The sequence below is a fragment of the Paenibacillus sp. CAU 1782 genome (assembly GCF_054551715.1).
Map to the genome: position 1 here is coordinate 1 of NZ_JBTOLL010000008.1, position 26,799 is coordinate 26,799.

Annotated in this window: 20 protein-coding genes and 1 pseudogene; 14 read left to right on the top strand and 7 right to left on the bottom strand. The window is 39.5% G+C overall.

Annotated features, from left to right (window positions below; translation table 11 throughout):
* The 6 genes and pseudogenes from ACX93W_RS16950 to ACX93W_RS16975 all read right to left on the bottom strand — a co-directional run.
* Positions 1–348: pseudogene (locus tag ACX93W_RS16950) on the bottom strand (transposase); the annotation flags it as partial.
* A gap of 151 nt (positions 349–499) precedes the next feature.
* Positions 500–835, bottom strand: a complete 336-nt coding sequence (locus ACX93W_RS16955; protein ID WP_459393559.1) for a hypothetical protein — start codon at positions 833–835, stop codon at positions 500–502.
* Positions 836–874: 39 nt separating this feature from the next.
* Entirely contained in the window at positions 875–1,234 is a 360-nt protein-coding gene (locus ACX93W_RS16960; RefSeq protein WP_459393560.1) for a Rad52/Rad22 family DNA repair protein, read from the bottom strand.
* Complete coding sequence (locus tag ACX93W_RS16965) at positions 1,206–2,198, bottom strand: YqaJ viral recombinase family nuclease (protein ID WP_459393561.1); 993 nt, start codon at positions 2,196–2,198, stop codon at positions 1,206–1,208. The genes ACX93W_RS16960 and ACX93W_RS16965 overlap by 29 nt, the downstream gene beginning before the upstream one ends.
* A gap of 190 nt (positions 2,199–2,388) precedes the next feature.
* The gene (radC, locus tag ACX93W_RS16970; RefSeq protein ID WP_459393562.1) at positions 2,389–2,994 is read right to left on the bottom strand and encodes a RadC family protein; all 606 of its coding nucleotides are present in this window, start codon (positions 2,992–2,994) and stop codon (positions 2,389–2,391) included.
* Positions 2,995–3,084: 90 nt separating this feature from the next.
* Positions 3,085–4,020, bottom strand: coding sequence for a DUF932 domain-containing protein (locus tag ACX93W_RS16975; protein ID WP_459393563.1), 936 nt, complete (start codon positions 4,018–4,020; stop codon positions 3,085–3,087).
* A gap of 254 nt (positions 4,021–4,274) precedes the next feature.
* Here ACX93W_RS16975 and ACX93W_RS16980 point away from each other — a divergent pair, with 254 nt between their 5' ends.
* The 9 genes from ACX93W_RS16980 (at position 4,275) to ACX93W_RS17020 (ending at position 17,594) form a co-directional block, all read left to right on the top strand.
* The gene (locus ACX93W_RS16980) at positions 4,275–5,894 is read left to right on the top strand and encodes a DEAD/DEAH box helicase (RefSeq protein WP_459393564.1); all 1,620 of its coding nucleotides are present in this window, start codon (positions 4,275–4,277) and stop codon (positions 5,892–5,894) included.
* The gene (locus tag ACX93W_RS16985; protein ID WP_459393565.1) at positions 5,891–7,708 is read left to right on the top strand and encodes an ATP-binding protein; all 1,818 of its coding nucleotides are present in this window, start codon (positions 5,891–5,893) and stop codon (positions 7,706–7,708) included. Before ACX93W_RS16980 ends, ACX93W_RS16985 begins: the two co-directional genes overlap by 4 nt.
* 144 nt (positions 7,709–7,852) lie before the next feature.
* The gene (locus ACX93W_RS16990) at positions 7,853–8,737 is read left to right on the top strand and encodes a DUF4007 family protein (protein ID WP_459393566.1); all 885 of its coding nucleotides are present in this window, start codon (positions 7,853–7,855) and stop codon (positions 8,735–8,737) included.
* Entirely contained in the window at positions 8,730–12,227 is a 3,498-nt protein-coding gene (locus ACX93W_RS16995; RefSeq protein ID WP_459393567.1) for a hypothetical protein, read from the top strand. The genes ACX93W_RS16990 and ACX93W_RS16995 overlap by 8 nt, the downstream gene beginning before the upstream one ends.
* Positions 12,224–13,024, top strand: a complete 801-nt coding sequence (locus ACX93W_RS17000; RefSeq protein WP_459393568.1) for a hypothetical protein — start codon at positions 12,224–12,226, stop codon at positions 13,022–13,024. Before ACX93W_RS16995 ends, ACX93W_RS17000 begins: the two co-directional genes overlap by 4 nt.
* A gap of 65 nt (positions 13,025–13,089) precedes the next feature.
* Positions 13,090–13,989 (top strand): phospholipase D-like domain-containing protein, encoded by a 900-nt coding sequence (locus ACX93W_RS17005; protein WP_459393569.1) that lies wholly within the window; start codon positions 13,090–13,092, stop codon positions 13,987–13,989.
* A gap of 451 nt (positions 13,990–14,440) precedes the next feature.
* Positions 14,441–15,079: a hypothetical protein gene (locus ACX93W_RS17010; RefSeq protein WP_459393570.1), complete on the top strand. Its 639-nt coding sequence runs from the start codon at positions 14,441–14,443 to the stop codon at positions 15,077–15,079.
* Positions 15,080–15,124: 45 nt separating this feature from the next.
* Positions 15,125–16,402, top strand: coding sequence for an AbaSI family restriction endonuclease (locus ACX93W_RS17015; protein ID WP_459393571.1), 1,278 nt, complete (start codon positions 15,125–15,127; stop codon positions 16,400–16,402).
* A gap of 58 nt (positions 16,403–16,460) precedes the next feature.
* Positions 16,461–17,594, top strand: a complete 1,134-nt coding sequence (locus ACX93W_RS17020; RefSeq protein ID WP_459393572.1) for a DUF3800 domain-containing protein — start codon at positions 16,461–16,463, stop codon at positions 17,592–17,594.
* A 421-nt stretch (positions 17,595–18,015) separates the two neighbouring features.
* Here ACX93W_RS17020 and ACX93W_RS17025 read toward each other — a convergent pair whose 3' ends face one another.
* Positions 18,016–18,264 (bottom strand): PIN domain-containing protein, encoded by a 249-nt coding sequence (locus ACX93W_RS17025; protein WP_459393573.1) that lies wholly within the window; start codon positions 18,262–18,264, stop codon positions 18,016–18,018.
* Positions 18,265–18,687: 423 nt separating this feature from the next.
* Here ACX93W_RS17025 and ACX93W_RS17030 point away from each other — a divergent pair, with 423 nt between their 5' ends.
* The 5 genes from ACX93W_RS17030 to ACX93W_RS17050 all read left to right on the top strand — a co-directional run bounded on the left by ACX93W_RS17030 (position 18,688) and on the right by ACX93W_RS17050 (position 26,646).
* Positions 18,688–18,978: a transposase gene (locus tag ACX93W_RS17030; RefSeq protein WP_338554782.1), complete on the top strand. Its 291-nt coding sequence runs from the start codon at positions 18,688–18,690 to the stop codon at positions 18,976–18,978.
* Positions 18,979–18,993: 15 nt separating this feature from the next.
* A complete protein-coding gene (locus tag ACX93W_RS17035) occupies positions 18,994–19,656 on the top strand; it encodes an IS3 family transposase (protein ID WP_459393574.1) in 663 nt (220 codons plus the stop codon).
* A 268-nt stretch (positions 19,657–19,924) separates the two neighbouring features.
* Complete coding sequence (locus tag ACX93W_RS17040) at positions 19,925–21,742, top strand: sensor histidine kinase (protein ID WP_459393575.1); 1,818 nt, start codon at positions 19,925–19,927, stop codon at positions 21,740–21,742.
* 24 nt (positions 21,743–21,766) lie between these two features.
* Positions 21,767–22,897 (top strand): response regulator, encoded by a 1,131-nt coding sequence (locus tag ACX93W_RS17045; protein WP_459393576.1) that lies wholly within the window; start codon positions 21,767–21,769, stop codon positions 22,895–22,897.
* A gap of 275 nt (positions 22,898–23,172) precedes the next feature.
* Complete coding sequence (locus ACX93W_RS17050) at positions 23,173–26,646, top strand: InlB B-repeat-containing protein (RefSeq protein WP_459393577.1); 3,474 nt, start codon at positions 23,173–23,175, stop codon at positions 26,644–26,646.
* Positions 26,647–26,799 lie beyond the last annotated feature (153 nt).

The window sequence follows — 26,799 nt, forward strand, 5'->3', positions numbered from 1 at the left end:
CGATTTGCAGGACGCCGCACATTGCTGATACCGAGTATTTATCACGATTATTCTGGATGATAGCTACCTTCGTCCCATGATCAGCGCGGCTTGCTTTAAAATGTCATTCTCCATCTTGAGCCGCGCAATCTCTTTACGCATGGCGATGAGTTCATTTTCTTCTGATGAACGATTATCCTTCTCCTTAAAAGAGCCTGTTGTCCGTGATTGGCTGATCCAGCGGTCTAAAGCAGAAGCGGTGAGATCATATTCCTCCACAATCGCTGCTCTGGTCTTCCCATTTTCATAGAGCTGCACCATCTGCTTTTTGAATTCCGTTGTAAATGTGCGTCGTTGTTTTTTAGGCATTGTAGAGATCCGCTCCTTAGCATGATACGTTTATTCTACAAGCCCTTATTTTTTCTGTCCAACTTAGTGGAGACGATCCACCTTTCCTTAAAAAACGGAAATAGCGATCTTGCTAAAGAAGATCGCTTGACCGTATCATAATTGGTTGAACTTATGCACTTGCCGGATTCTTTTTATCCTGTAACTTTTTCTGAAGTAAGTTATATATTTGCTGATCCGTTACTTGCTCTTGACGCTTTTTCCCATACCATTCATCCAAGCCATCGAGATTTCCGGCAAGCTCTTGCCAAATGGTTTTGATCTTATTTTGGATTGCAGAAGGTTTGCTTTTCAGTTTGCTGGTAAGATCAACTTTCTGGACAGATCGATGGTTAGATGATGGAGGAGTTATGTACATTTTGGAAGTTTCCCAACCTTGTTCCTGATAATACTTTGCATAATGCTCGGGAACGATGATCGCTTGCCGCTGTTTATCCCAAGTGATCAAACCTTTATAGAGATTGCTCCCGACACCGATTCGGCTTGCTCACTTCTTCATGCCATCGGTAATGGCACTTTTAGTAGCATCGCCCTCATTCATTCCTGGTTTGATTTGCTCACTGCCAGTATCGATAAAGGTGATCCATTCCTGCAACTCACTGTTGTAAAAGCTAAAGCGTACATAAATTTTCACACGAGCGTTTTTACCGTTCGGATCATGGAGAATTTTCTCCGTCTCATGTAACCCTTCATATTTCCAGTAACCTACTCCTAATACTTGATTGAGGCGTTCGGTAATGGATTGTCCAGAGATATAACAACGGTCTCCAAAGCTATCGTAATGGTACTCAGAATAGGGGAAGGGGGCATTCAATCGATCAAACAGGGTCGGCAAAGGTTGATTCATCGATTTTTACCTCCTGTTTCATGCTAAACTGACGATATTGCGTTTGCTTCATGCAGGCTTCATACACCTCGGGGTAACATTCCTTCAGCCGGTTGCTGTCGATCCCGTTTCGGGTGCGGTTTTCCCATTTTATTTTGTAAGGACCCGCAATTCCGATTTCGTATTCTCCTAATAGAGATTTGAAATGGTTTTCCAGTTCTGTAATCGTGGCTTCCAACACTTTCAGTTGTTGTTTCTTGTCTAAATAGGTTGTGAAAGAATCGGTTTCTTCGAGAGGAAGAACGGTTGCGTGCTGGGCTTTTGGATAAAGGCGAGAGAGAAGCTTTGAACAAGCATCAGAACCGTCAACAGGGGGGCAATGACGCATAAGGACATAGTGATGCCAGAAATCCTCGGCTAACCGGACGATTTGGGCGATTAATTCCTCATCCCGATACACTTCGAACTCGCGGTATTTATTACCACCGATGAGGGTGGCAAAATACCCAAAATCCAAATTCATGATATACATGTACCACTGTAATTGAACGTAGTAATAGTCCGGAATATTTCCGTTATCCCATTCCTGTTTCAAATATTCACTTGCTGTTTTGATTTCCAGAATGCCGCGGCCGCGTTTTGGGCAAATGATCAACCTATCCATATTCGCGAGCGCCCATTCATGCTCAGGGTGACAGTACATCACTTTCTTTTCAAGGATCGCCCAGTCCGGATGCTCTTGAGCAAACTTTTCGGCAATGAGGGGCTCAAGACGAGTACCCCATTCCGCAGCTTCACTTTTCACCTCTTCCGGTGCTTCTCCAAGCTTCTCCAAGTACACATGCATGGGTGTACGCCACTTGGATAGTCCGCAGATTGCGGCAATATCAGAACCGCCAATACCAAGACGTCGGTATTGCAACCAATCTTCGTAGGATAAATGTTCGGTTTGGACAAATTCTTTGGCGTGCAAGGATTGTTGCATATATTAGCCTCCATTCGATTTGGGTATCAAAATAGGATGTCCTTCGGAATCCTCACAAGTATTGATGCTTAATTTGACCGGATAGAGCTCTTGATTCAAATCACCATGACGGTCACATCACAATTCAATTGATCAGGATAAATTCGTAACAGGGCAAAAATTAATTGTCGGTAGGTCATTCTCTTACTCCTCACATGAGCCCTCGTTCCTTTAGGCTCACAAAGGAGTAATCACCGACTATTATATGATCCAATACCTCGATGCCGATGATTTCGCCTGTCTCTTTCAATCTTGCGGTGATCGAAATATCTTCGGGACTCGGATCGGGATTACCGCTCGGGTGATTATGGGCGCAAATGATTGAGGCACTGCTCCGCTTGATGGCAGGACGGAACACTTCTCTTGGGTGGACAATACTGGCATTCAATGAGCCGATAGAGATGACCTCATTGCCGTTGACGCCGTTCTTTGTATTCAGGAATAAGCAAATGAACTGTTCTTGTTTCAAATGGCGGAAATTCGGTTCCAGAAGTTTGTATACGTCTGCTGGGGAGCGTATCGTTTTGATCGAAGGCGTTGGGGCAGAAATGATTTGGGATAGCTTTAATGTCGCTATGATCTGTTTGGCGCGCACTTTTCCAATACCCTCAATCGATAGAAGTTCTTGCTCGGTAATATCAGCCAGTTCGGAAAAGGAAGGAAAGCGTTGAAGGATTTCTTCGACGATATAGCTTCCTGGTTTTTCACGCAAGGAATAAGCTAACAGAGATTTGAAATCTTCAGGATGATTGTTCATATAAGCCACCTTTCAAGAATGATTGGTTTCATTGAAAAGAGCCAACCGCTTGGTTAGCTCATTAAAATTAGCCTCTGCAATCGACAACGATTAAGCAGAGGCTAGAACGAGTTCGTATGCTTTGTCGATAAGCGGATTTCCCTCTATCGTACGCATAAACAGATTTTCTTTAAACGATGAGGTTTCTCTTAGTGGCTTGGCGTGGGTTGCAAAGTCGGATATGGCATTGATGAAACGATAGCCGTTCTTTCCAACATGTTCGAGATCAGGAGCTTCGAAATACCGTAGCTTCATGTCGGAACTCAGAAACTCAACATTTTTCTCTTGAATTTTAGTAGCATTATCCGGCATTGGGAGAAGGAGCTCGATATATTCCATCACTTTGTGATCGGTCATCTTGATGCGGTTCAACTGATCGACTTCTGCTCCCAGCTTATCCATGTAGTATTCTGCCAACAAGAGTGTCTTCTTCGCTTCATCCAGCTTCGATTTGATATCGCCGGTGTGAATCGTTGTCCAGATTCTTTTGGCGCGGCTTAATGCTAGGTTCAGAGTGTTCTGGCAAATCACCCGAATGGGGGTCATGGCGACTTTGATGCTGCCGCTACCATCGTGGCTGTTTGAGAATATGAGATAAGGGCTAATACGGTCACCGGAAATAATGTAGTGCTCTGGCAGCTTCGCAAGTAGCCAAACTTTTCTCCCGTTTTGCAGGCTTCCTGCTGTCTCGTAGCGTACTCCTTCTCCTAGTAGATCGTCGGTAAATGCGAAGGCTTCATGGTTTTGAACGATTTTGTAGTGGTTGGTAACGACACCAAGCACCTGATTGTCTGTGTCTCGGATGTTGGCTTTGAATCCGGGGATTTCCATCAAGGTATCGGTGAGGATGGAACGCTGAATCACGTTCCAGTCTAGCCCTGCTTCGCTGAGTGCTTCGTTCGAATTCAGAGCTTCTTCGACATTTTTCCCAAGACCGTGCCATGGGGCTTCACGGGTGTAAAACATGGTTTCAACATTTGCTGGCATTTAAAATCATCTCCTTAATGTTGTTATTAAACGGTATCGGTCATTCATAGGTATAATATAGAATTAATCTTTTTTATTATGCGTCTTTGAAACTACATTTAAGAGGTGAACTTAATAAAGTTTGCTGTAGCTGCAAGTCAAATAAATGAAGGTATATCAACAATGGTAGTCTACAATTCGACAACGTCGAAAGACAGTTAGAGGTCTTGTATGGTATTATTATCCTATGCCAACCTGTTAAGGGGGATAGATGCATGCGTTTTGATGATTTATTTTCAAGAGCTGATGAAGAGATTTTACAGCAAATATTGGGCGAGAAGACTGTGCGAATTCTCATGAATCTTGATCAGACAAGATCCTATAATGCCTATTTAAGAAAATTGATAATAGACCTATATGGATACGAGGGGTTATTGCTCGATAGAGGTTTCCGTGCGTTGTTTTTAGACCTGCTTAGAGAAAATGAAGCAAGGGAGTTGGCTGAGAAAATTGGTGTACAACATACTCTTCCGGCTAGTGAGCTATATCAAAAGTTAAAAAGTAAATCCTTCAGAAGAGGATCAGTTGGAGAGATATGTCTTTTTCAGTTTTTCCAATTAGTACCTCCACCGATTGAGCTAAAAGAAACCGTTCTAAGCCATAGGCTACAAAATAGTACATATCCATTATTTGAACATCAAAGAAGAGCAGCGGGAAAAGTAAAGGAATTGCTAGAGGTTGAACCATATAGAGTATTACTACATATGCCAACAGGATCAGGGAAAACTAGAACGGCAATGAATATTATTTCAGAGCATTTGCGTAAGCAAGAACCAACTATTGTTGTTTGGTTAGCTGCAAGTGAAGAGTTGTGTGAACAGGCAGCTGAAGAGTTTGAAAAAGCGTGGGCGTGTCTAGGCAATCGCGAAATTGCTGTCCATCGTTTTTGGGGCGACCTTTCTTTAGACGTCGATTCTTTGAAAGATGGATTTGTTGTAGCGGGGCTTCCAAAAATCGTTAGGGCAGTTCAAGCTTTTGGCGGAATCTCATTCATCACCAAACTTGCAAGAATGACCTCATTAATAATCATGGATGAGGCTCACCAAGCAATAGCACCTACTTACAGCACGGTCCTAGATGCGCTATTTTATGTTGGGGGCTATAACAGATTGCTTGGTTTGAGCGCAACGCCAGGTAGAACGTGGAATAATATTGATGCGGACCAGGAACTTGCAACTTTCTTTGCAAGACGTAAAGTTAAACTTGAAGTTGAGGGGTATAGTAGTCCAATTGAATATTTGACTGATCAAGGGTATCTAGCAAAAGTTAATTATCGTCAATTGTTATATGAACAAGGTAGATTAACTGACAAGGATTTAGAATCAATCTCAGAAGTCATTGATATTCCGTTAAGTGTATTGAAAACTTTAGGAGAAGATGAACAAAGGAATCTAAAAATAATTAAAGAAGTAGAGGAACTAGCCCGAAGGCATAAGAGGATAATCCTATTTTCACCTTCTGCTGCAAGTTCAAACCTAATTGCTAGTGTATTGCAAACAAGAGGGCTTCAGGCATACTCAGTAACGAGTGATACAGAAACTTCTAAGCGAAAGGAAATAATCGATCTATATAAAACTGTATCTGATGAAACAATTGTACTTTGCAATTACGGAGTCTTGACTACAGGTTTTGATGCTCCCCAAACTAGTGCGGCAGTAATAGCCCGTCCGACAATTTCGCTGGTACTATACAGTCAAATGGTGGGGCGAGCAATACGAGGTGTTAGAGCTGGTGGTAATGCAGAAGCAGAGGTTGTTACAATAGTTGACCAAGAATTGCCAGGATTCAGGTCAGTTTCTGAATCATTTGATAACTGGGAGGATGTATGGGGATGACTGAAAAAACATTATCTGAGCAATCTTATGTACCTGCGAGTCTCGCAATTGAGGCAATGAGGGATAACGGTTACAAGAATACAGCATATGCAGTAGCGGAACTTATTGATAATTCTATTCAAGCGGAAGCTAATTACGTACAACTTCTCTGTGCTGAGCGAGAGGAGGAGCGGGCTAGTCGTAGGACTAAAAGAATTGAAATGATAGCAGTTCTCGATAATGGCGGAGGAATGGATGCGGATGTATTAAAAAAAGCACTGCAATTTGGGAATGGAACAAGGCTAGGTAGATCTAATAGATCTGGAATAGGTAGATTTGGAATGGGGCTTCCCGCATCATCTATCTCACAGTGTAAACGAGTTGATGTTTGGTCGTGGCAAAATGGTGTTGAAAATGCAATGCACACCTATCTTGATGTTAACGATATAAAGAATGAGACAACAACAATTATGCCTGAACCATCTAAAAAGCCAATACCTGATTTGTGGATTGGTGCAGGGGATTTATTTGGTCAATCAGGGACACTAGTCGTTTGGTCACAGTTAGATAGATTGATTTGGTATAAGGCATCAACACTTATTGATAACTCAGAACTTTTAATAGGGCGAATGTATAGGAAGTTCCTCGCTGACGGAAGTGCAAAAATACGAATGGCTGCTTTTAATATTGAAAATCTGAGCAACTTCAGTATTGAAAAAGAAGCATTACCTAATGATCCTTGTTACATTTTGCCAGTCACAAGTTGTCCTGAACCGTACCATGATACTGCAATGTTTGAGAACTATGGGGATGAAGGCAGATTTACAGTTAATTTTCATGGTGAAAACCATGACGTGATTGTAAGATTGTCGTATGCCAAAGATCAAGCGAGAAGTACAGCAAATGCGGGAAGCGCTCCTTATGGAAAGCATGCCGCAAAGAATGTTGGTATCTCAATAGTGAGGGCGGGACGTGAATTAGAGTTAGATCAAAGTATTGTAAATCAATATGATCCAACTGAGCGTTGGTGGGGGGTAGAAGTTGAGTTTCCCCCTTCATTGGACGAATTGATGGGTGTAACCAACAATAAACAATCAGCAAGAAATTTTACTGAGATTATGGCATTAGTTGATAGGGATATTGACATGTTGTTAAAGAATGGGAAATCGTTAAATCAAGTAAAAACTGAGCTTGAGGAGGAAGGAGATCCGAGAGGGCCATTACTTGAAGTTGCAGTTTACGTATACAATCAAGTAAAGATGATAAGAAGGCTTCTAAAAGAGCAAACTAGGGGAACTCGAAGTACTGAACGATATGATACAAATGCTGAAAAAGCTGCCACAGATATGACTGACCAAAGGAAGCAAGAGGGCCACATTGGGTCAAGTGACAAAGATGAAACCAAAACACCTGAGGAAAAAAAGGAAGAGATCACCTATGATTTGGTAGAATCCGGGATAGAGCCTATAGTTGCGGAAACACTTGCAGCAAACACGGTAGAAAATAACCTGAAGTATTTATTTGCCAAGATAGCGATTGAAGGTGATGCATTTTTTACTGTAAGACCTCGTGGAGGGTCAATTAGTGTGTTGCTAAATACTAGACATCCTGCCTTTGAGAATTTAGTCGAGGTTCTTGATGAAGAGACAGATGATTGCGATGCCAAAGAACTTGGAGGTCGACTTAAGAAGGCCTCGGAAGGTATGAAGTTACTGCTGATGGCATGGGCTCGTTATGAGGACGAATTGCCGGATGGACCTATGAAGGATAAGGCACAGGAAGCAAGAAATGACTGGGGACGTGTTGCAAAAACGTTTTTGAGAGGTTACTATTAATAGTTCGAGTGAAACCCCGATCAGGGGTTTTATTTTTTGACACGGGAACATTTGTTTGATAATATTAGATGAGCGGCTTCTGGATATGTGTCTCCAGAAATGATATAGTTATACTAGAGTAAGCCCTGAGGGGGAAGCATACATATGAGATTTGGACAACATCAAACGTTTCATTTACGTGTCAATTGGCTAAGAAAAGGGATTTCAATGGTTCGTAGAGACCCTCGTTTTTTCTATGATAAAGAAGCAGCTGAGAAGGTTGGTCTTGGGAAAAATATGGTTCAATCCTTGAAATTTTGGATGTTGACTACCAACATTATTTGCGAGGGTAAGGATCAGGAGAGCAGGCAATCCATCCACTTTATTAATGGGTTCGGTGAATTAATTGATTCATTCGACCCGTATTTGAACTACCCAGAAACTCTTTCTTTACTTCATTATTTTATCCTAGATCGATCGGACCCTCTTACAGTATGGGATTGGTTTTTTAATATCAATAATAATAGAGTCGCGACCAAGGAAGAATTAGTAAATTCTATTATTTCTTGGGCGTCGACAATTCAAAATACAGAACCTCTAGAGAAGTCAATCAAAAGAGACATTGATTGCCTTTTGCGTTTATACACATTAGATACGGTTGAAGATCCTGAAGATGTTACCCAAAGTCCCTTAAGTTCTTTAGGATTAATAACAGAACACAAAGGAATAGTTAGGAAAAATGCTGTTCGTCATGAAAGTATTGGATTAACTGCGCTAATGTATGTTTTATTAAAATACGGCGAGAAAAATGAAGTGAATAGCATTTCTATTGATGAAATAGAGAGCAAACCAAACCTGTGGGGAAAGATATATCATTTGTCGCGGGTGGAGATAATTAAGGCTCTAGAATCATTGGAAGAACATCCATTGTATCCAATATCTTTCGTTAGGACAAACAGCCTGAATGACGTTCTTCTACCACAAATCAGCTCCGCGCAATTTCTGGAGAATGAATACAAAGTAAAAGAGGAGCAGTTAATTTATGGCTAAGACAAAAGAAAAATTTGTTCCGAGTATAAATATTAAATTTGACATAGGGAAGGATCAGTTTGTAGAAAAATATTTGCCAACCCCTTCTCACTCTCATCCATTGCTTGGCATAGCTAATGGTCTTCTTAATCAGGGGGCGAAAGCCCATATTGTTGTTGGTCCGTATGGTTCAGGAAAATCCTTGCTTGGCACGTTACTTGCAAATCTCTCGTTAAAGGAAGTTTCGAAGAAGGTTGCGAATCAATTGTTTGATAGGTTTGACAATATTAGTCCCGAGATTGGTAATACACTTAGAGGTCTCATAGCCTATCCATATAAATACTTACCTGTGATTCTAGAAGGGAATGTTGGGAGCTTTAGAAATGCACTTCTGTCCTCTGTACAACGGACATTAGACAGATATAATATCGAAATTGAAGTTCCAGGCGTAGCAGCTGATATCTTACAAAGGATTGATATTTGGCAGAATGAATTTCCTGACACATTTATTAAACTTCAAAAACTTGTAAGTGAACATTGGGATTGGAATGTATGGTTGTATCAAATAGAGAATTACGATCAAAAAGCAATTTCTTGGTTTACACAGACATATCCCCAACTTACTTCTGGAGCACCATTTCAAATTACAGGGTATGGAGATATTACTACCCAGTTGGAATATGTACTTACAGAGCTGAATAAAAAAGGGATGGGCTTATTTGTTGTTCATGATGAATTCGGTCGGTTTTTACAATCACTAGAAACAATCCAAATCCATGAAACGATGCAAGATATTCAAGATGTTGCTGAGCTTGTAAACCATAGTAGCTTAGAGAATATGTCACTTGTGCTTATTACGCATAGAAACCTTCGGCAGTATGCCTCAAGATTTAACGAGGAATTGCAGAAAGAATTTCAAAGAATTGAAAAAAGATTTCACTCGTATCATGTGGAAAGTGATCAAGCTACATTCATCCGCTTAGCAAGTTTAATTACAACAAAACATAGAGAAAAATGGAGTGGACCTGAGAAAGAAGTTTCTCAAGGTCTCTCGAAGTTTCCATTGTTCCCAGAACTCACAGATTTTGAAGTTGCAAATTTAGTAGCAGGAGGGAGTTATCCTCTGCATCCTGTTTCATTGTTTGCTTTACCACGTCTAGCGAATGTAGTCGCCCAAAATGAAAGAACTCTATTTACACTGCTAGAGAGCGATGAAACTGGAGGGCTTAAGAAGCACCTTGAGACTGAGAAGAGTTGGTATACAATTGATAGGCTTTTTGATTATTTTGAACCTACTTTTGAAGCCTTCGAGGTAGATTCTAACGTAAAGGATAGTTACTTGCTGTATAAAAGATCGCTCCGTAGATTAAAACCGAGCGAAGATAATGAAAAACTAATGAAGGTTATAAAACTACTAGCGATTTTTGAAATAGGAAACCTTAAAACAAAAGTATTGCCTACTACGGATTTTATTGCTTTTTCATTGAATTGGAGCATACCAATCACAACAGAATGTTTGAATGTATTAGCACGCCAGAAAATAGTGAGATTCCTCAACGAAGAGGAACGGTGGATGCTATACGATGGTAGCTTTGTAAATGTCGATAAAGAAATTAAAGACAGAATGAACAGCTTTTCACTTTCCGCAAGAGAGAAAATGGAAATTACTGACGAAATTCTTGAAAAAAAATTCTATTTACCAAATGAATATAATGATGAAAAATCCATGACCAGATTTGCTGTCGTAAAGACGATTCATTTTGAAGAAATAAATAAGGGAACTAAATCCGTGGATCGCCTCCTTCTAGAAAGTGAGGCGGATTTTGCAGTATTCCTTGTTATCGTTGAAAACGCAAGAGACCTTGATGATGCTTATCGAGATACAGCCGTGTTAAGTGAAAATAGTAAGTCGATGATTTTTGTTGTGCCAGAAACTGAGTCGGAAGAGCTTGATGTGTATATAAGAAAACTTAAAGTATTAAAAATGCTTGAACTTGATAAGAATTTTATGAGTCAGGATAAATTTATATCAGATGAAATGTTATTTTTACGACGTGAGGTCATGTATCGATTGCGTCAAATAATTAATGGCTATACTCAGTTTCAAAATGGATACATTTGGTTCCACGAGGGTCAAATTAAGACAATTTCAAGTGATAGAATTTTGAGTAAATATTTATCAAACATTTCAAGAGGAATATATCCTTCTACTCCAATTGTTAAGAACGAGGCTTACAATAGGAGAAATATCTCAAAGGTACAAAAAAATAATGCAATTAATCTAATTGACCAGATTATTGATTCTATTTACAATGGTTTATCTGAAATCCCGATAAATGGATACGGACCGGATTATTTAATATACGCGACAGTTATCAAGAATAATGGCATTGTATTACTTCAACCAGATTTGTTGGAAGACAATTGCTTGGCAGATCTTAGGCGTGCTCTTCAAGCGGAGTTGTTAAAAGAAAATGGATCTGTAAAGGAACTTGTCGATGTATTTACAAAACGACCATTTGGGATTAGGTTGCCTGTTGTTCCTGTTTTGTTTGTCTCTTTATTGTCCATTGAATGGAAGCATTTGATGTTTTTTAAGAATCAAATGTATGTGTCTTCCTTGGATGGAGAATTGCTTTGGGAAATAATTCATGCACCTGAGGAATATACGTTTAGTTATCAAGAACCTAAAGAAGAAGAGGTTAAACTATCAAATCTTATAGGGCACGTTTTCAGTGACTATAAGCAAAGTGGGGATGAGATACATCAATTACCCTTACAACTATGCAAAATGTTGCAACGATGGTTTCTTTCTTTGCCACGCTTCTCCAGAAGTACTTTACATCAATCAAAATTATCAAATAAGTTTAGAGAACTAGTTAAACTTAGCGAGGTTCGCCCACATGAAGCACTAGCAGGAATCTATCGACTTACAAAAGGCGGAGAAGATAGAAAGGTGCTTGAAAGACTAAGAACCGAATGTGAAGAGTTTCTAGAACAACATAGGATTAACTTAGAAAAAAGGGTCTACCGGATCATGCAAGCAGAATCATATAGCGGGATTTATAGCTATGCTAATAGTCAAAAAAGTATTGTTAAACAAAGATCAAAATTGATATCCGCTCTGCTGGTAAGTAACGAAAGTAATTGGATTGAGCAGATTTCTGAAAGTCTTGTGGGTGTCCCGCGTGAAAGCTGGTCGGATGCTACTGATGAGGTATTTGAGACAGAGTTAGAGAATGAGCTTACTTCAATAACTCAAAATAATTACCAGAATCACTACATGGAGTTGAAAAGTGAAGAAGGCTCTGTATTAATTCCTAAACTAGAACTATCTGAAAAGTCACAGCTGATCTATGAGAATGTAAAGAGAACATTACAATTTACTGGCCGGACTGTTCCTAAGGAGGAACTTCGTGTCGTATTATGGAAATTATTAAAGGATGCTTCTTCTGATTCATCTAATGAAGAAATCTTGATTGAAAATAAAGACTTGGGGGGAACGAGATGACCGAGAGAAAACCTGTCCATGTTGCCATGTTTAGTGGTGGAGCGGCTAGTGCCTATGTCGCCTACCTTATGGTACAAACACATGGTAAAGATAACTGTATTCTTTTTTTTACAAATACTTTATGGGAGGATATCGACAATTATCGTTTTATGTACGAAATTGCCGACTATCTAGGCCTTGAAATCACGGAGAGGATAGATGGAAGGACGCCAGAAGAGGTTTTTGTTGAGACACGATTTCTTGGCAACTCAAGATTAGCTAAATGTTCATCTGAGTTAAAAGTCAGACAAACTGTTATTTTCATTGAAGAATTAAGGGACAGGGGACTTGAGCCTATACTATATTTTGGGATAGGACCTCATGAAAAGCATCGTGCAGAGAATCTCAAGGATTTTTATGACCATCAAGCATTAGAATCGGTTGAAACAAGATTCCCTTTGCTTGACGGTAATATTAAGGATGTTAATTTGAAGAACATGATAGAAAACGAATGGGGTGTAAAGCTCCCCAGGATGTATGATCTTGGTTTTTCGCATGCAAACTGTGGCGGACGGTGTGTTAGAGGGGGATTTAATCATTATCGTCAATTATATACAATCTGGCCAGATGTGTATAAGGTGCAGGAAGACATGGAAAGAAAGATGCGTGCTCAACTTGGCAATGTGAGTATATTGAAACGAGATGGAAGACCCTTTACACTTGAGGAATATCGTACGGAATTGGAATCGGAAGGAAATCTTTCTTTGAATATGGCTGTAGAGGATGATACTGTTCCTTGCGTATGCGTGTTTAACTAATCACAATCCGCCAATTATTGGCGGATTGTTTCCTAATTAAGATTGATAGAAATGGGTGAGTAGACATGGAAAGAATATTACATTCCTCTGATATAAAACATAACTTGGAACAAGAATTAAGTAGAACAAATCATGATATAGTAATTATTTCAGCATTTGTAAAGTTTGAGGCGTTAAAATTTATCAACAATTTTATTCCGAAAAATGTTGCCACTAAAACGTTGTTGGTTAGGTTTAGGCTTGAGGATATAATTAGCGGCTCGACGGATATGGAGATATTTGATTTTTGTAGGTCTAATAACTGGAGGATGTATATAAATTTTGATTTACACTCAAAGATAATAGTTTTTGATAGACAACGGGTTATCATTGGAAGTGCAAACGTAACTTCCAATGGTCTTGGTTTGGGGGGGAGTCAAAATATTGAATCCATTGCTCGAATTCAAGCGACTGAGGAAGAAATGAATAAGATTAATAAATTAATTAGATCATCAAAAGAACTTGATGAAAATATGTTTGAAATCATGAAAGCCGATCTATCATTATTAAATGTGCAGTTATCCCTTCCTAAATTCTATTGGAGTGAGAGTGTACAAGAAAAATTCCAAACTGATGTTGATTATCTCTGGACAGCTGATTTACTGTTTAGCCATTCTCCACAAGATATTTGTAAGCATGATCTTGAAATTCTTGAACTTTCAGAAGCTTACAGTCTAAGTGATGTTCGGCGTCAATTTATTAGATCAAAGCCTTATCGATGGTTAAGGGAGGCGGTAAAAGACGAGATTTATTTTGGGCAATTAACTGCAAAGTTACATGATTCTTTAATGGATGATCCCAAACCGTATAGGCGAAATGTAAAGATTTTGTTAAGTGATTTGTTAAACTGGCTCAAAGAATTAAACATCGAAGACATAGTCGTCGATCGACCGAATCATTCTCAAAGGATCAGGGTGATCTCTTAGAGGGTAAATAATCTGGTTGAGGTAGTTGGGTTCCTAGAAATGTATGATGTAAAATAGTTAGTAGAAACCCATCATCTATCTTATTAAAGGATGATTTAAAATGAATAGAGCAGAACTGGTTAAAAACCTTGAATGCTTGTATTTAGATTATTACGATGGACTATACGATGATACTTAATTAAAGCACATGTTATTGAAATTATATAATGATTCTAATCTAGAAATAACAACATGGTCAGAACTAATTCTCGATGCCCAATGGAAATACGCATCTGAGAAAGACTACTTTATAAAAAGGTTACAGTTACTAATCGAGCCATAAAAACTCGGAGGAAGCCTTGAATCTGATATCAGTAAATGAGCATGCTTATCGTTTAATGCGTGTTTTACATGCAATTAAGTTTGAAGAAATTTCTGAAGCGACACTAGTATTATTACCGATTGGTTAAATATGGCATCAGGTGTTGAGCGGGTTCAAATTATTACAGAAAGATATGATTCATCTAACTATATGTGTGGTTCCGCGTTAGCCTTTTCTAATGAGAAAAGTAATTTGTGGTCCAGCCTATGTACTGAATTAGTTGCGTTTAATTTCATATGGGGGAGTTTTGAGGCATTAGCATTAAAGTTTATTGTACGGGTAAATTCGGATTCTACAACGTATTTGGCAAGAAAGTTTATTAGCAAATACTACAAAGAACCTGTCATATATGGCTATAATGAAGCATTGAACAGTTTGCTTAGTATGTTAGTTAAGCAATTAACTGAAAAAGAGATGTTAATTATTGAGAAGGAGCCGGTCTCCACAAAAGGATTATTTTTGGTTTCAAAATTGCGGAATCAATTTGCACATGGATCGAGAATAATCCCACTTCCAGACGATTGGTCAAACGAATTAACAAAGGAAGTTGATACCATCCAACTAAGTTCGAGGATAGTATTGTACACAATTCAAATGATGTTGTTAGTAAAGTACGGATCTAAGGGATACACTGTTGAAGATCCTCAATTATTCGACTTTGTCGAATTGGAGGATTCAGTTTCTTTGGATGCGCTTATAAAAAGAGTACATATTAGAGACTATTCATAGAAGAAATATTTTTGAATGACAAATTATTAAGTTGGGAGAGGGAACTTGGACAATCTGCAAGGTTATAACAAATTACTTAATTACATTGACTACTTTGAGGATGAAAGCAGAGAGTATTACAAATGGAAAGGTACTGAAAAAAATGAAGATGAAGTTAGCACTATGCCATATCCCATTTATGATGATAGATTGCAAGAATTTATTCAAGATGTTATTGAAAGCGGATTAATGAAAAGTGATTATATTAGTTTATTGAAAGATAAAATAGGCTCAGAAAATGACGCGAAAAAATTGATAGATGATGCCGAAGATCTGGACATACTGACAGTTCTGCTGACCTATTTTGTTCGGCAAGAGAGATTTCAAGTCGGTTTATGGGGAAGGGCAGCTAAAGATAAGGTTTTTCTTAATTTACTATTGAAAATAAGTGAATTTCAAATAAAGATTTTAGATGATGAGAAAAAAGAATATATAGTTAGACAATTAGCTCGTACACATAATAAAAAATATGAGAATTATGTAATAACTCGAATATGGCACCAATTAGATAGAGTTGATGTTAAAATCGTGACACAACAGTATGTCACAAGACCAACTGGTCATGCTTTAATTGATTTATACTTCCCGCAAATCGGTTTGTTCGTGGAGGTTGACGAAAGCCATCATAAATCGGAGCATAATGTTACTGAGGATAAGATTAGGGATAAAGATGTGGTAGCAGCGACAGAAAACCAAATTATTAGGATTGATGTAACAAAGGGCCTAGTAGAATTACATAATCAAATTGAAAATCTAGTAAAACTGATTCGTGAACTCATCGATAATTTGGAAAGTTCCTTTATTCCATGGAATATATCTCACGAAAATGATCCTGTAACTTATATTAACAAAGGAATGATATCTTTAAAAGAAAATGTAGCCTTTAGAACAAGTAAAGATGCTTGCAATTGTTTTGGTTATAAGTACAAAAAATTCCAACGTGGAGGCACGAAACATCCATTAAAAAAGGATACTTCGATATGGTTTCCCAAACTATATCCCCACGGAGAATGGGAAAATAAAATCTCATCGGATGGCAGTATCATTTGGGAGAGAAATGTGAATGAGACTAAAAATACAGAGCAAATTCAAAAGTGGTTGAATGATAAGAGAAACGTAAGAATTGTTTTTGCTCAAGGGAAAGATTCTTTAGGATTTATGCGCTATAGGTTCAAAGGTGTTTTTAGACTGAATAGAGAAAAAACATTTATGGAGCAACGAGCGGTTTGGGAAAGAATATCTGACGAGGTTGAAACAGTAAAAACCATAGCGCGGTTACATTGAATACATTTTTAGGGATTTGAATTATATAAATAAGATATGAAACTGATTGGAGGAAGTCGTGGAAGAGATATTTTTTTATGTCGATGAGGCAGGAAATCCAAACTTAAGGAGCTATACTATTAATGACAAGCATTTTAGTATCGGAGCTGCTGTCTTCACTGAAAAGATTTCTGAACAAGTTATTTTTAACGCAATAGAGTCATTAAAAGAATCAAAGGCTTTAAGTAAAACCGATCAGAAAACAATAGCTAGAGGATATTTTCATGCATCCTATGATGGACCAGAAGCCCATTCGAAATTGATGATAGAAGCTAATAAAATTGATATTGATTTTTACTTGTTTCAGTTCGACAAACAACTGTATTCTACCACTGGAGGGAACCGTTTCACAACTGAGCAGGATCTCCATCATCATCTTATTCATTTAGCAGCCGGAATAGGTTTAAATTACGGGGCAAAAAGAATTAACTTAATAGTTGCAGAAAGAGATAAGAGTTTTCCAACCGGATGTGAGCAACGATGGAAAGATTCATTTTATAATGAGTTGATTTTTGCATCGATAGAATGCCCCTTTATAAGTACTCATTTCCCCGAATTAAATGTTCATATAGTTAATGGCACTGAGCCTGGAATACAATTAGCCGATCTTATTTTATGGGCAACAAGTAGAAATTTTAAAGAAGTTGGTGCTGATGACAGATGGTTCAATAGGATACGCAGAGGCTCTCTCGCATCAACGACCGCACAAAACGACCCAGTAAAAATGCTTGATTTTCATATAAATGGGCCTATAAATGTAGGGCAAGAAGAAATTCTATACAATATCAACGCAGCTGAGATTGATGGAGAGGTACTAGATGAACCCAAAATGTATAAGTTGATAACAGAAACCGAGAATGCTATTAGGGAGGCATACTACCACTCAACGGAAATTGATCACTTAAGAGCCTATTTGAAAAACGCGGTGGAAATCATTGAAAGGAAAGAGATTTTGACTCAATTAGAAATTACTGATATATGCAGGGCGTTTCTAATGATATTTGATACAGTGGCACTTTATAAAAGGTCTAGCACCTCGTTAAAGAAAGATCTATTATTGGCTAAACGAATTGCTGCTAATATAGCTGGTGGACGTGATTCTAGTGGAATAGGGGCATACTGGGGCCGCATTCACCCTAGTATAGTTGTTTGATATTTAAGGAATGAACAATAATCGACAAGATATGAGTTAGGTAATTTGTTGTGACGACACTACCCGCTTGATCAAGGGCAAATGAGGACGAAATGCCTGGAGTTCCCGCACACGGAACATATATTGATTGAACTCTTGCCCACGACGTGCCCACATTTTGCCCACATACTCTACCCACAGATCATACTTACTCGGATTTATTGGACTGATTTCTGAAGAAAATCGGATTGAAAACATATGAAAAGACTCAAAAAAACCATAAAAACGCCCTTGTCTCATGGGCGGCATGATGTAAATTGACCTGAAATCCCTTGCCTAGGAAGGAATCTCAAGTTAAAAAACGTCATATGACCACATTCTGACCACATGAATAAAAAATAGGCTTCTCACGAGTTCAGTCGAACTTTGTGAGAAGCCTATTTTACTTAGCGTTGCGAAGTTCATCAAGCATTTGGTTAAGCTTCTTGTAAAAAGTGAAAACGGTATGACCGCCGATCTTTGAGTAGGCGAAGAGAAGCGAATCAACAAAATCGATTTTGATTTCACTGTAGACCTTCAAAGCTTCGATCAGCATATTTTTGTCATGTGTTGTAATGTTGCTGTATGTGAGCAGGTTCTGCAATGCATCAAAGATATTGACTCTTTCGACCTTGTATACCTTTTCCAACACATATATTCGGCGATGACTTCGTTAGGGATAAAGATCAATTTTGTCTTTAGCTGGTTCAATGAACTGAGCCGCATCTTGAAGCAAGTAACGCAGTATTACATTTGCATCAGCGATGTTCATGTTTGTCCTGCACACCCTTTTCCCATGCGCCTTGTTCGTATTGGATTAAATCCAAATTAGCGTATTGCTTTAGAGAACCTCTGGCAGTATGGGAAGAAGCTGTAGGACGTTTGTAAAGAGAGGAGTCCCCAATAGGCAAGATGATTAATTCGACATCCTGATTTTTAAGGTCTTCAGGAAGATCGACAATATGTTTTAAAGCGTCACTGTTCGTGATTTTTCTGACTGGAGTGCTACGATAAATGAAGTCGATAAACACCCTCGTATGAAATAAAATGAAAGTTGACGAAGGGATGAGAAGCAATGAATCGGTACGACAAAGCATTCAAAGAAGAAGCGGTAAGATTAAGTGATGAAATTGGACCAAAGAAAGCCGCTGAGCAATTGGGCGTAGCCTACCATACCTTGCAGGGATGGAGAAAGCAAAGAATCTTGCACGGCGACGGAGCGCATATTGGGAGCGGACGCGCTTATGCATCTGCCGATAAGACGGCGCGTGAAATCGAATTAGAAAGAGAAATAGGCGAGTTGCGACGCGCGAATGAAATCCTCAAGGACGCACTCGGTTTTTTTGCAAAAGACCGGAAGCGGTAAAAGCATGCAAGCTCAATGCTTACATCCGTGAACGACGGGATCGATGGACCGTCAAGGAGATGCGCGAAGCACGGGCTGCTGCAGAAAGCGAAGCGTCACCCGAACGGTATTACACGTGAGGATGCCGCAGCTCAAAAGAGCGAGAATCTGATCCAAAGAGATTTCAGCGCCTCGTCACCGAACCAAAAGTGGCTATCGGATATCACCGAAGTTCCTTGCTCAGATGGCAAACTCTATCTGTCCGCGGTGCTGGATTGTTACAACGGAGAGATCGTCGGCCTTGCCATGGACGACAACCTGCGCAAGGAACTCTGCATCCAAGCATTTGAGAACGCGTGCAAGGCAAGAAACGCGCGCGGCATGATTTATCACAGCGATCGCGGCAGCCAATTCACAAGTCAGACATTCCGAGCGTGTCTGGCTAAACGCGGTGCCATTCCGAGTATGAGCGGCACAGGGCGCTGCTATGACAACGCAAGAATGGAAAGCTTCTTTGCTACGTTAAAGAAAGAAAAGCTGTATAAAATTAAAACCGAACACTACCCGATGGCGCAGATCAAATCGATCATCTTTAGATATATGATGACCTACTACAATAGACGGCGCATCTACACTACGAATCCAGGGGGCTGGCCCCCAACGATTTACCGTGAAAGAATGCTGTCACACGCAGCTTAGCAACAGGATTTCTTCATGAGTGTGTTTTCAGACTGCACTTTTCTTGACAACTCCAAGGGTTCTTCCCCGGAAAAACGCTGTGTGACCACATTGTGGTCACATGAATAAAAAATAGGCTTCTCACGAGTTCAGTCGAACCGGGGGCAAAACCAAATTTTTATAGGCCAATTTTCCTTGACACATGCAACAATACTCCCATAAGCTTGGAGAAGTCTCAATTGGACGTGCCAAGCTAATTATCAAAGATACTATCGGAGGATATTGCATCATGATCATGGGCTATAACCTTGTACTTTCAGCAATTTTAATGATATTCACCTTTGGTTTCATGGTATTGCTGAACTATTCCTGGCAAAACAGGGAAACTCCTATTTCGGTTAGCTATGGATTAGGTGTGGTGGCCGCTTCTTTTTATACATTTGGCTATGCTTTTCAACTCGTAAGTAAGACAGTGGAACAAATGCTTTTTTGGATACATATCCAGTATGTGGGCATTCCATTTGCACCCTTTATTTGGGTCATTATGATCTTACAATTCACAGGCAATCAGAGAATGATAACAAAGAAAAACATGGTTCTATTGTCCATTGGTCCAATCAGCTCATTAACCTTCCACTTTACCAATGAATGGCATCATTTATTTTACAGAGGCATGGCGTTAGATTATTCTCAAGGATTTCCGCTTATCAATCTAGATAGAGGTCCGCTTTTTTACTTACATATTGTTTACGTTTATAGTTTTTATTTAGTTGGCATCTGCTTTTTAATTCATATGTATCTAAAATCACGTAGAGAAAGAAAAAGAGAAGGAAAAAGAGAGAGGAACAAGCAGGTAGTCTTAATGCTGATAGGTTCTTTGTGCGTATTTGTGCCTCCATTCATACATTCCATAGGTGTTGTCAAAATACCGCTTGATATTTCCCCTTTTGGACTTGTCTTTTCGGGATTATTTTACTTTTGGGGAACTTATCAATTTAATATGCTTAATCTATCTCCCTTGGTTATGAAGAAAGTTTTTGAATCCATACATGACGCAGTCATTATTTTTGATATCGATAATACGTTAAGAAGCTATAACAACTCTGCCGATATAATAGTTAAGCAGTTACCCGATAAAAAGTTGATTGGCAATCCTGCCTCACAAGTATTGTCTCCTTTTCCACCACTACTAAAGCTTATTGAACATAAATCAGACCAACATAACGTAACCATACGTTCGATGCAGCTAGGAGACAGGCATTATCATGTTCAATTTTCATATATAAATGGACGCCATAATAAGCCGGTTAGCAAGATGCTGATCTTGCATGACATTACGGAATCCATACAGTATGAACAGAGTTTACTTAAACAATCTCGGCAATTATCGGAGTTGAATTTATTTAAAGATAAAATGTTTAACGTAGTCGCACATGATATTCGTGATCCGCTAGCCGTACTCGTTAATTTAATGGAGTTAGTGGAAGAGGATATGCAGGAAGCGGAATTAATCAAACGTAAAGGGAGCCATCAAGAGCTGGTCGAGGAAATGGGGGAGCAAATTAACAATACATTTCTGCTCGTTGAAAGTTTGCTTGAATGGTTTCATACCCAACGCGGGGGAATGCTGTTTAACCCCGTTGTTAGAGATTTAGGCAATGTTGTTCAACATACGATGAACATGATGAAAGTGAAATTAAATAGTAAACAAATTAGCGTGAACTCAACTATAGCTGAGAATGTCTATGTTTATGCAGATAAAGATATGCTGGATTTAATTATTCGTAATCTTGTGTCGAATGCAGTGAAATTTACTGAAATCGGCGGGGCCATTCAATTAAGCTCAGAGGTTCGACAAGACAAAGTTGTCGTTGCGATTCGTGATACTGGACAGGGGATATCTGTTGATGAAGCAAGTTATTTATTGCAGGATGAATTCCCCATTTCCAAAAGAGGAACGGCCGGCGAGCAGGGGGTTGGTCTAGGACTATCTATCTGCCGAGAATTTGTTCAATTAAATGGAGGGGAAATTTGGTTTGATAGCTCGGTAGGCGTGGGCACTACCTTTTATTTCTCGCTCCCAATCGCTTCAACACTTCGTAGTTAAAACTGATGTGAAGGAGGAACTTGCGTGAAGGTTATCGTCGTTGATGATGAAAAAAGTATGCATATGATTATGGAAAGAATGCTCAAAAAAATAAATTCGATAACTTTAGTTGGATGTTTTCTTGACACCTGGTCTGCGTATGCATACTTATCTGATCATGATGTCGATTTAATCTTTATTGATATCAGCATGCCAAAAGAGAGCGGAATAGAGTTTGCGAAACGGTTAAGAGAGGAAGGGCGAGAAACAAAGATCGTCTTTTTGACCTCGCATAAAGAATATGCTCTCCCTGCGTTTGATGTTTATGCCTTGGATTATATGCTGAAGCCTGTTAATCAAGAGCGACTTAAGCAAACCATCGGACGGGCAGTTGCAGATACAGAATTACAAAAGGAAACAGCCGAGCAGTCTGCGCAAAATAAGAAGTTGATCTATAACTGTCTAGGCAGTATGGAGTTAAGAACAGCGCAACATGAAATCATAAAGTGGCGTTCGAGTAAAAGCGCGGAGCTTTTTGCTTACTTGATCATGCAGAGAGGGAAGAATGTTTCAAAAGCAAGAATCATAGAAGATGTATTCGATCATATGCCATTAAAAAATGCAGATACTTATCTAAATACAACGATCTATCAACTTAGAAAATTGTTGGGCCGTTATGGGCTTCCTCAGGTCATCCTTTCCGGTAATCAGTATTATGTCTTGGATCAAACACAGATTGAAGTTGACGTTTTTAGGTTTGAAGATCAATGCGATACGCTGGACTTCAGTGATGCCACACAAGTTAACCGAGCTGTTGAACATGAAAAAAGCTATCAAGGCAAGTTGTTCGGAGAGCATGTTTATGGATGGGCACAAAATGAAATAGAGAGATTATCTTTATTGTACATTTCATTCGCGCATAATCTTTGTGAGGCGTTATTGGGTAGAGCAGAGATGGATAAAGCAATATCTATTCTAAAAAAGCTGGTTGAACATTATGATCTTGAGGATCGAACAATCATGCTTTATTTGGAAGCATTGGCTTTAAAAAAGGATGAAGTAGGATTAAAAAGGCAATATAAAAAGTTTACTGAAATGATGCGTGAAGAGGTGGATGTAGAAATATCCAAAACAGCAACCGATTTTTATTACCAGCTTATAGAGAAATTTAACTAAAGCGACAGTGAACATCGCTGAATGCCATCTAGCATGGCCATATCGAAAACAAACAGAGAAATCCCAGTCATCTTTGAACGGAAACCCATAAGAAGGACACTTATAAAAGTGCTCCTCTTGTGGTTTTTTGTATATTAATCGTTTTTGTCACATGACAATATTGATGACAGCAGTCACTATGAAAACGAAATATTTTGGCGTATAGTTAGTAGTGTATGTCGAAAAATGGTTATTTTTGTGTTAGTTGTGTGAATTGACTCTCAGCAGGAAGGCAGATGAGGAAGGACGCTATAAAAATCAATGAAATAACTCCAGTATGGAAGGAAGAATTTTTGATGGGAAAAAAGCTTGTATTGAGGGGAAGTATGTTTGCCGTAATCATCTGTATAGCAATCATCGTCATTTTTAATAAACAAAGTGCAGTTTCTGCTAACATACTTCCAACACCTATCTTTGCATCTGAAGATACAACGATCATTTATGAGGGTATTCATGCTGGCTTGATTTATGAGGATGGAGATCTGGGCTATCTGGATGTTGGCTATCAGGGAACATTTAATAATCCTGTGGAGGCTCAAGTATTGCTAAAGTATGATTTGCCGCCAATCCCTGCAGGATACGAGATTGAAACGGCCAGTCTATATATTCCTGTATCAGGCGGCAATTTACAAACATCGACAAATTTTTCGCTAAAGGTTTCTACGAGCACCAATCATAGCTGGATCCAGGATAGCAATATAATATCGCCGCCGGCTCCAACTTCGGGTTCTACGCAAACAAGAGTGTTAGACAGTAATGTCCCCCTACACAAGCCTACGCTAGCTCCCTTTGATTTTACTAGCTACATAGTAGATGAATCCTTAAAGGCTAATCCTAGAGCAACCTTTATTTTATCTGGAATGAATGCTCAAGAAGCGGCAAGTAATGGAATAAACAATTCTGATCATTATATTCAGATGACTGAAACGAGTGTAGGCAATGGTATGTTGGGACCGTATTTAATTTATACGTATTCACAAATCCCTACTATTGAAATAACAGGCGTGACGGACGGCGGTCTTTACAATACAAATGTTACGCCTCATTTTAATGCAGGAACAGCGACATTAAATGGCAGTCCTTTTGCAAGCGGCACGGTAGTCTCCGGTGAAGGCACCTATACGTTAACCGTCACGGCTGGCAGCCAACAAGGAACCGTACAATTTGTAATAGATAAGACTCCCCCGACAGGGACGATCAGTGTAAATCTGGGCAACCCATACACGAATAGCTCGGCTGTATCTATTTCAATAAGTCCAGATGCCGGAATAACTGATATCACGCATGTCCAATATTCGGTTAACGGAAACCCATTTACACAGATACCTTATGTACCAAGCTTTATGCTGGCAATAGGAAGCAATGATGGAGATAAAGTTCTAAAATTTAAGTTAATTGATCGCGCAGGGAACGCATCAATTGAATATGAAACAACGATAACACGGGATACCGAAGTCCCAACAGGCTCTATTGTTATTAATAATGGCAACGTGTATACAACTAATGCCGGAGTAACGCTTAATCTATCTTTAGGCAACGGTGTAACAGATGTGGTAGCGGTACAATTTTCTAATCACAATAGTTCTTGGTCAGGAGTTGAAGCCTTTAGTCCTATAAGAAGCTATACGTTACCAGCTGGGGATGGAAATAAAACGGTGTATGTACGTTTAATCGACCGAGCAGGTAATAGTACCATCATACAAGACAGTATTATTTTGGATACAACAGCGCCTGCGGGTACTGTCGTTGTGAATAATGGTAGTGCCTATACAAATAACGCCAACGTATATGTTGATATAACGCCAGATGCAGGCGTAACGGATATAGCGAGTATTCGCTACACACTTAACGGATTACCTCCAGTTACAATAGCTTATACAGATAGTTTTTCTATTAATGCAGGAAGTACAAATGGAGCAAAGTCATTGGCGATACAGCTCATTGACAATGCAGGCAACGAATCCCCTGTATACAGCTCAAATGTGACGTTAGATACGGAACCGCCAACAGGAACAGTGGCGATTAATGGAGGAGCTGCTTATGCAACAGACCAAGAAGTGACGCTTGATTTCACTTTAGGAGCAGGCGTAACGGATGTCGTAAGCGTACAATTCTCGAATGACAATCAAACGTGGTCGTCCGAACAGGCCTATAACGCTAGTATGAGCTATACGTTGCCGACAGGTGATGGCAGCAAGACGGTCTATGTTCGCTTGATCGACCGGGCAGGAAATACGGGAATGGCTCAAGCAAGTATCGAACTGGATACGACAGCCCCCTTCGTTACAGGTGTAACAGATGGAGAGAGCTATAATTCCTCGCGAACGATTAGCTTTAACGAAGGCACTGCAACATTAAATGGCAATGGCTTTATTAGTGGCTCGTCTGTGGACGCCGAAGGCTCCCACGTACTGGTTGTTACAGATGCCGCAGGTAATTCCGTTACAATTACATTCAACATCTTTAAATATAGAGTAGGCTACGACGGTAATGGCGCTACGGGAGGTCTTGTACCGGTAGATAGTCAAACCTATGAAACGGGGAATAGTGTAACGGTATCCGATAATGTTGGAGGCCTGGTGAAGACCGGATTTACGTTTATTGGCTGGAATACGGAAGCAGATGGAAGCGGGACAAGTTATGCAGCAAATGATACATTCAATATAAACGCAGCTGATGTTATCCTATATGCAGTTTGGGAAATGAACCATTATACGTTGTCTTTTGAGTCAAATGGAGGAAGTGTTGCAGTGGCTCAGACGATCTCCTACAACGATACGGCAACCGAACCGAATACACCAACGAAACTTGGCTTTACCTTTGGCGGTTGGTATAAAGAAACAACATTAACAAACCAGTGGGACTTCACGAAGGAATTGGTGACAACAAATACGACGTTGTATGCGAAATGGATTGCCAATTATGGAGGGGGATATATTCCACCACACAGTTTCACGGTGTCTTTTGAAACCAATGGCGGAAACGTAATCGTTAATGTATCAGTAGAGAATAATTCAAACTTGGCAGATTTGCCGACTCCACTTAAGGAAGGATTTATGTTTGAAGGCTGGTATCTTGATGAAGCGTTGACCCGGAAGTGGGATCTTCTAACAGATCGTGTTACAAAAAACATAAGCCTGTATGCAAAATGGATTGAAAATACGAATACGACCCCGACACCGGATCCTTCCTTAAGTTTGAAGGACATCTCGGGACATTGGGCACAAGAAATGATTGAGGAATTAAACAATAAAGGGATTATTGCAGGGTATCCAGACGGCACCTTTCGTCCAAATGAATACATCCAGAGGCAGCATATGGCATTGATATTCACGCGTTCGTTCAAGTTCGAGCCAACACGCGAGGCGGCAGCTTTTTCTGATGTATCGCCCAGTCATCCGTCCTACAATTCCATTACGTTATTGCAACAAGCAGGAATTATAGATGGAACAAATAATAAATTCAATCTGGTTGAACCTGTGACACGTGCCCAGATGGCAAAAATCGTTGCGCTTGCTCTTGGGATCGAACCAGGCGGAATAAGTCCTTTCCAAGACGTACCGTCAACGCATTGGAGCTATGCTTATATCGCTGCACTGGCAAAATTGGAGATTGTTCTGGGTAATAACGGTAATTTCAATCCGGATGAACCTGTAACGCGAGCTGAGTTTGTCGCAATGATATTCAGAGCTTTGAATCTGGCAAAATAGAGAGAAAAACTAAATAAGCCCTTCTAGAGAAGGGAGTGAAATAATCGTAGACCTTTCATGAGTTCATTGAACTTTTGGAAGGTCTCTTATTTTTTGATGTAGTGTATGTCTCAGACGTGTATCTATTACCGTTCAAACTAAAAATATTGCACC

Coding starts and splice junctions, on each gene's coding strand:
- ACX93W_RS16990 (WP_459393566.1), top strand. CDS start 7,853: ATGAGATTTGGACAACATCAAACGTTTCATTTACGTGTCAATTGGCTA.
- ACX93W_RS16975 (WP_459393563.1), bottom strand. CDS start 4,020: ATGCCAGCAAATGTTGAAACCATGTTTTACACCCGTGAAGCCCCATGG.
- ACX93W_RS16965 (WP_459393561.1), bottom strand. CDS start 2,198: ATGCAACAATCCTTGCACGCCAAAGAATTTGTCCAAACCGAACATTTA.
- ACX93W_RS17030 (WP_338554782.1), top strand. CDS start 18,688: ATGAATCGGTACGACAAAGCATTCAAAGAAGAAGCGGTAAGATTAAGT.
- ACX93W_RS16985 (WP_459393565.1), top strand. CDS start 5,891: ATGACTGAAAAAACATTATCTGAGCAATCTTATGTACCTGCGAGTCTC.
- ACX93W_RS16980 (WP_459393564.1), top strand. CDS start 4,275: ATGCGTTTTGATGATTTATTTTCAAGAGCTGATGAAGAGATTTTACAG.
- ACX93W_RS17050 (WP_459393577.1), top strand. CDS start 23,173: ATGAGGAAGGACGCTATAAAAATCAATGAAATAACTCCAGTATGGAAG.
- radC (WP_459393562.1), bottom strand. CDS start 2,994: ATGAACAATCATCCTGAAGATTTCAAATCTCTGTTAGCTTATTCCTTG.
- ACX93W_RS16995 (WP_459393567.1), top strand. CDS start 8,730: ATGGCTAAGACAAAAGAAAAATTTGTTCCGAGTATAAATATTAAATTT.
- ACX93W_RS16960 (WP_459393560.1), bottom strand. CDS start 1,234: ATGAATCAACCTTTGCCGACCCTGTTTGATCGATTGAATGCCCCCTTC.
- ACX93W_RS17035 (WP_459393574.1), top strand. CDS start 18,994: ATGCTTACATCCGTGAACGACGGGATCGATGGACCGTCAAGGAGATGC.
- ACX93W_RS17005 (WP_459393569.1), top strand. CDS start 13,090: ATGGAAAGAATATTACATTCCTCTGATATAAAACATAACTTGGAACAA.
- ACX93W_RS17000 (WP_459393568.1), top strand. CDS start 12,224: ATGACCGAGAGAAAACCTGTCCATGTTGCCATGTTTAGTGGTGGAGCG.
- ACX93W_RS17010 (WP_459393570.1), top strand. CDS start 14,441: ATGGCATCAGGTGTTGAGCGGGTTCAAATTATTACAGAAAGATATGAT.
- ACX93W_RS17040 (WP_459393575.1), top strand. CDS start 19,925: ATGATCATGGGCTATAACCTTGTACTTTCAGCAATTTTAATGATATTC.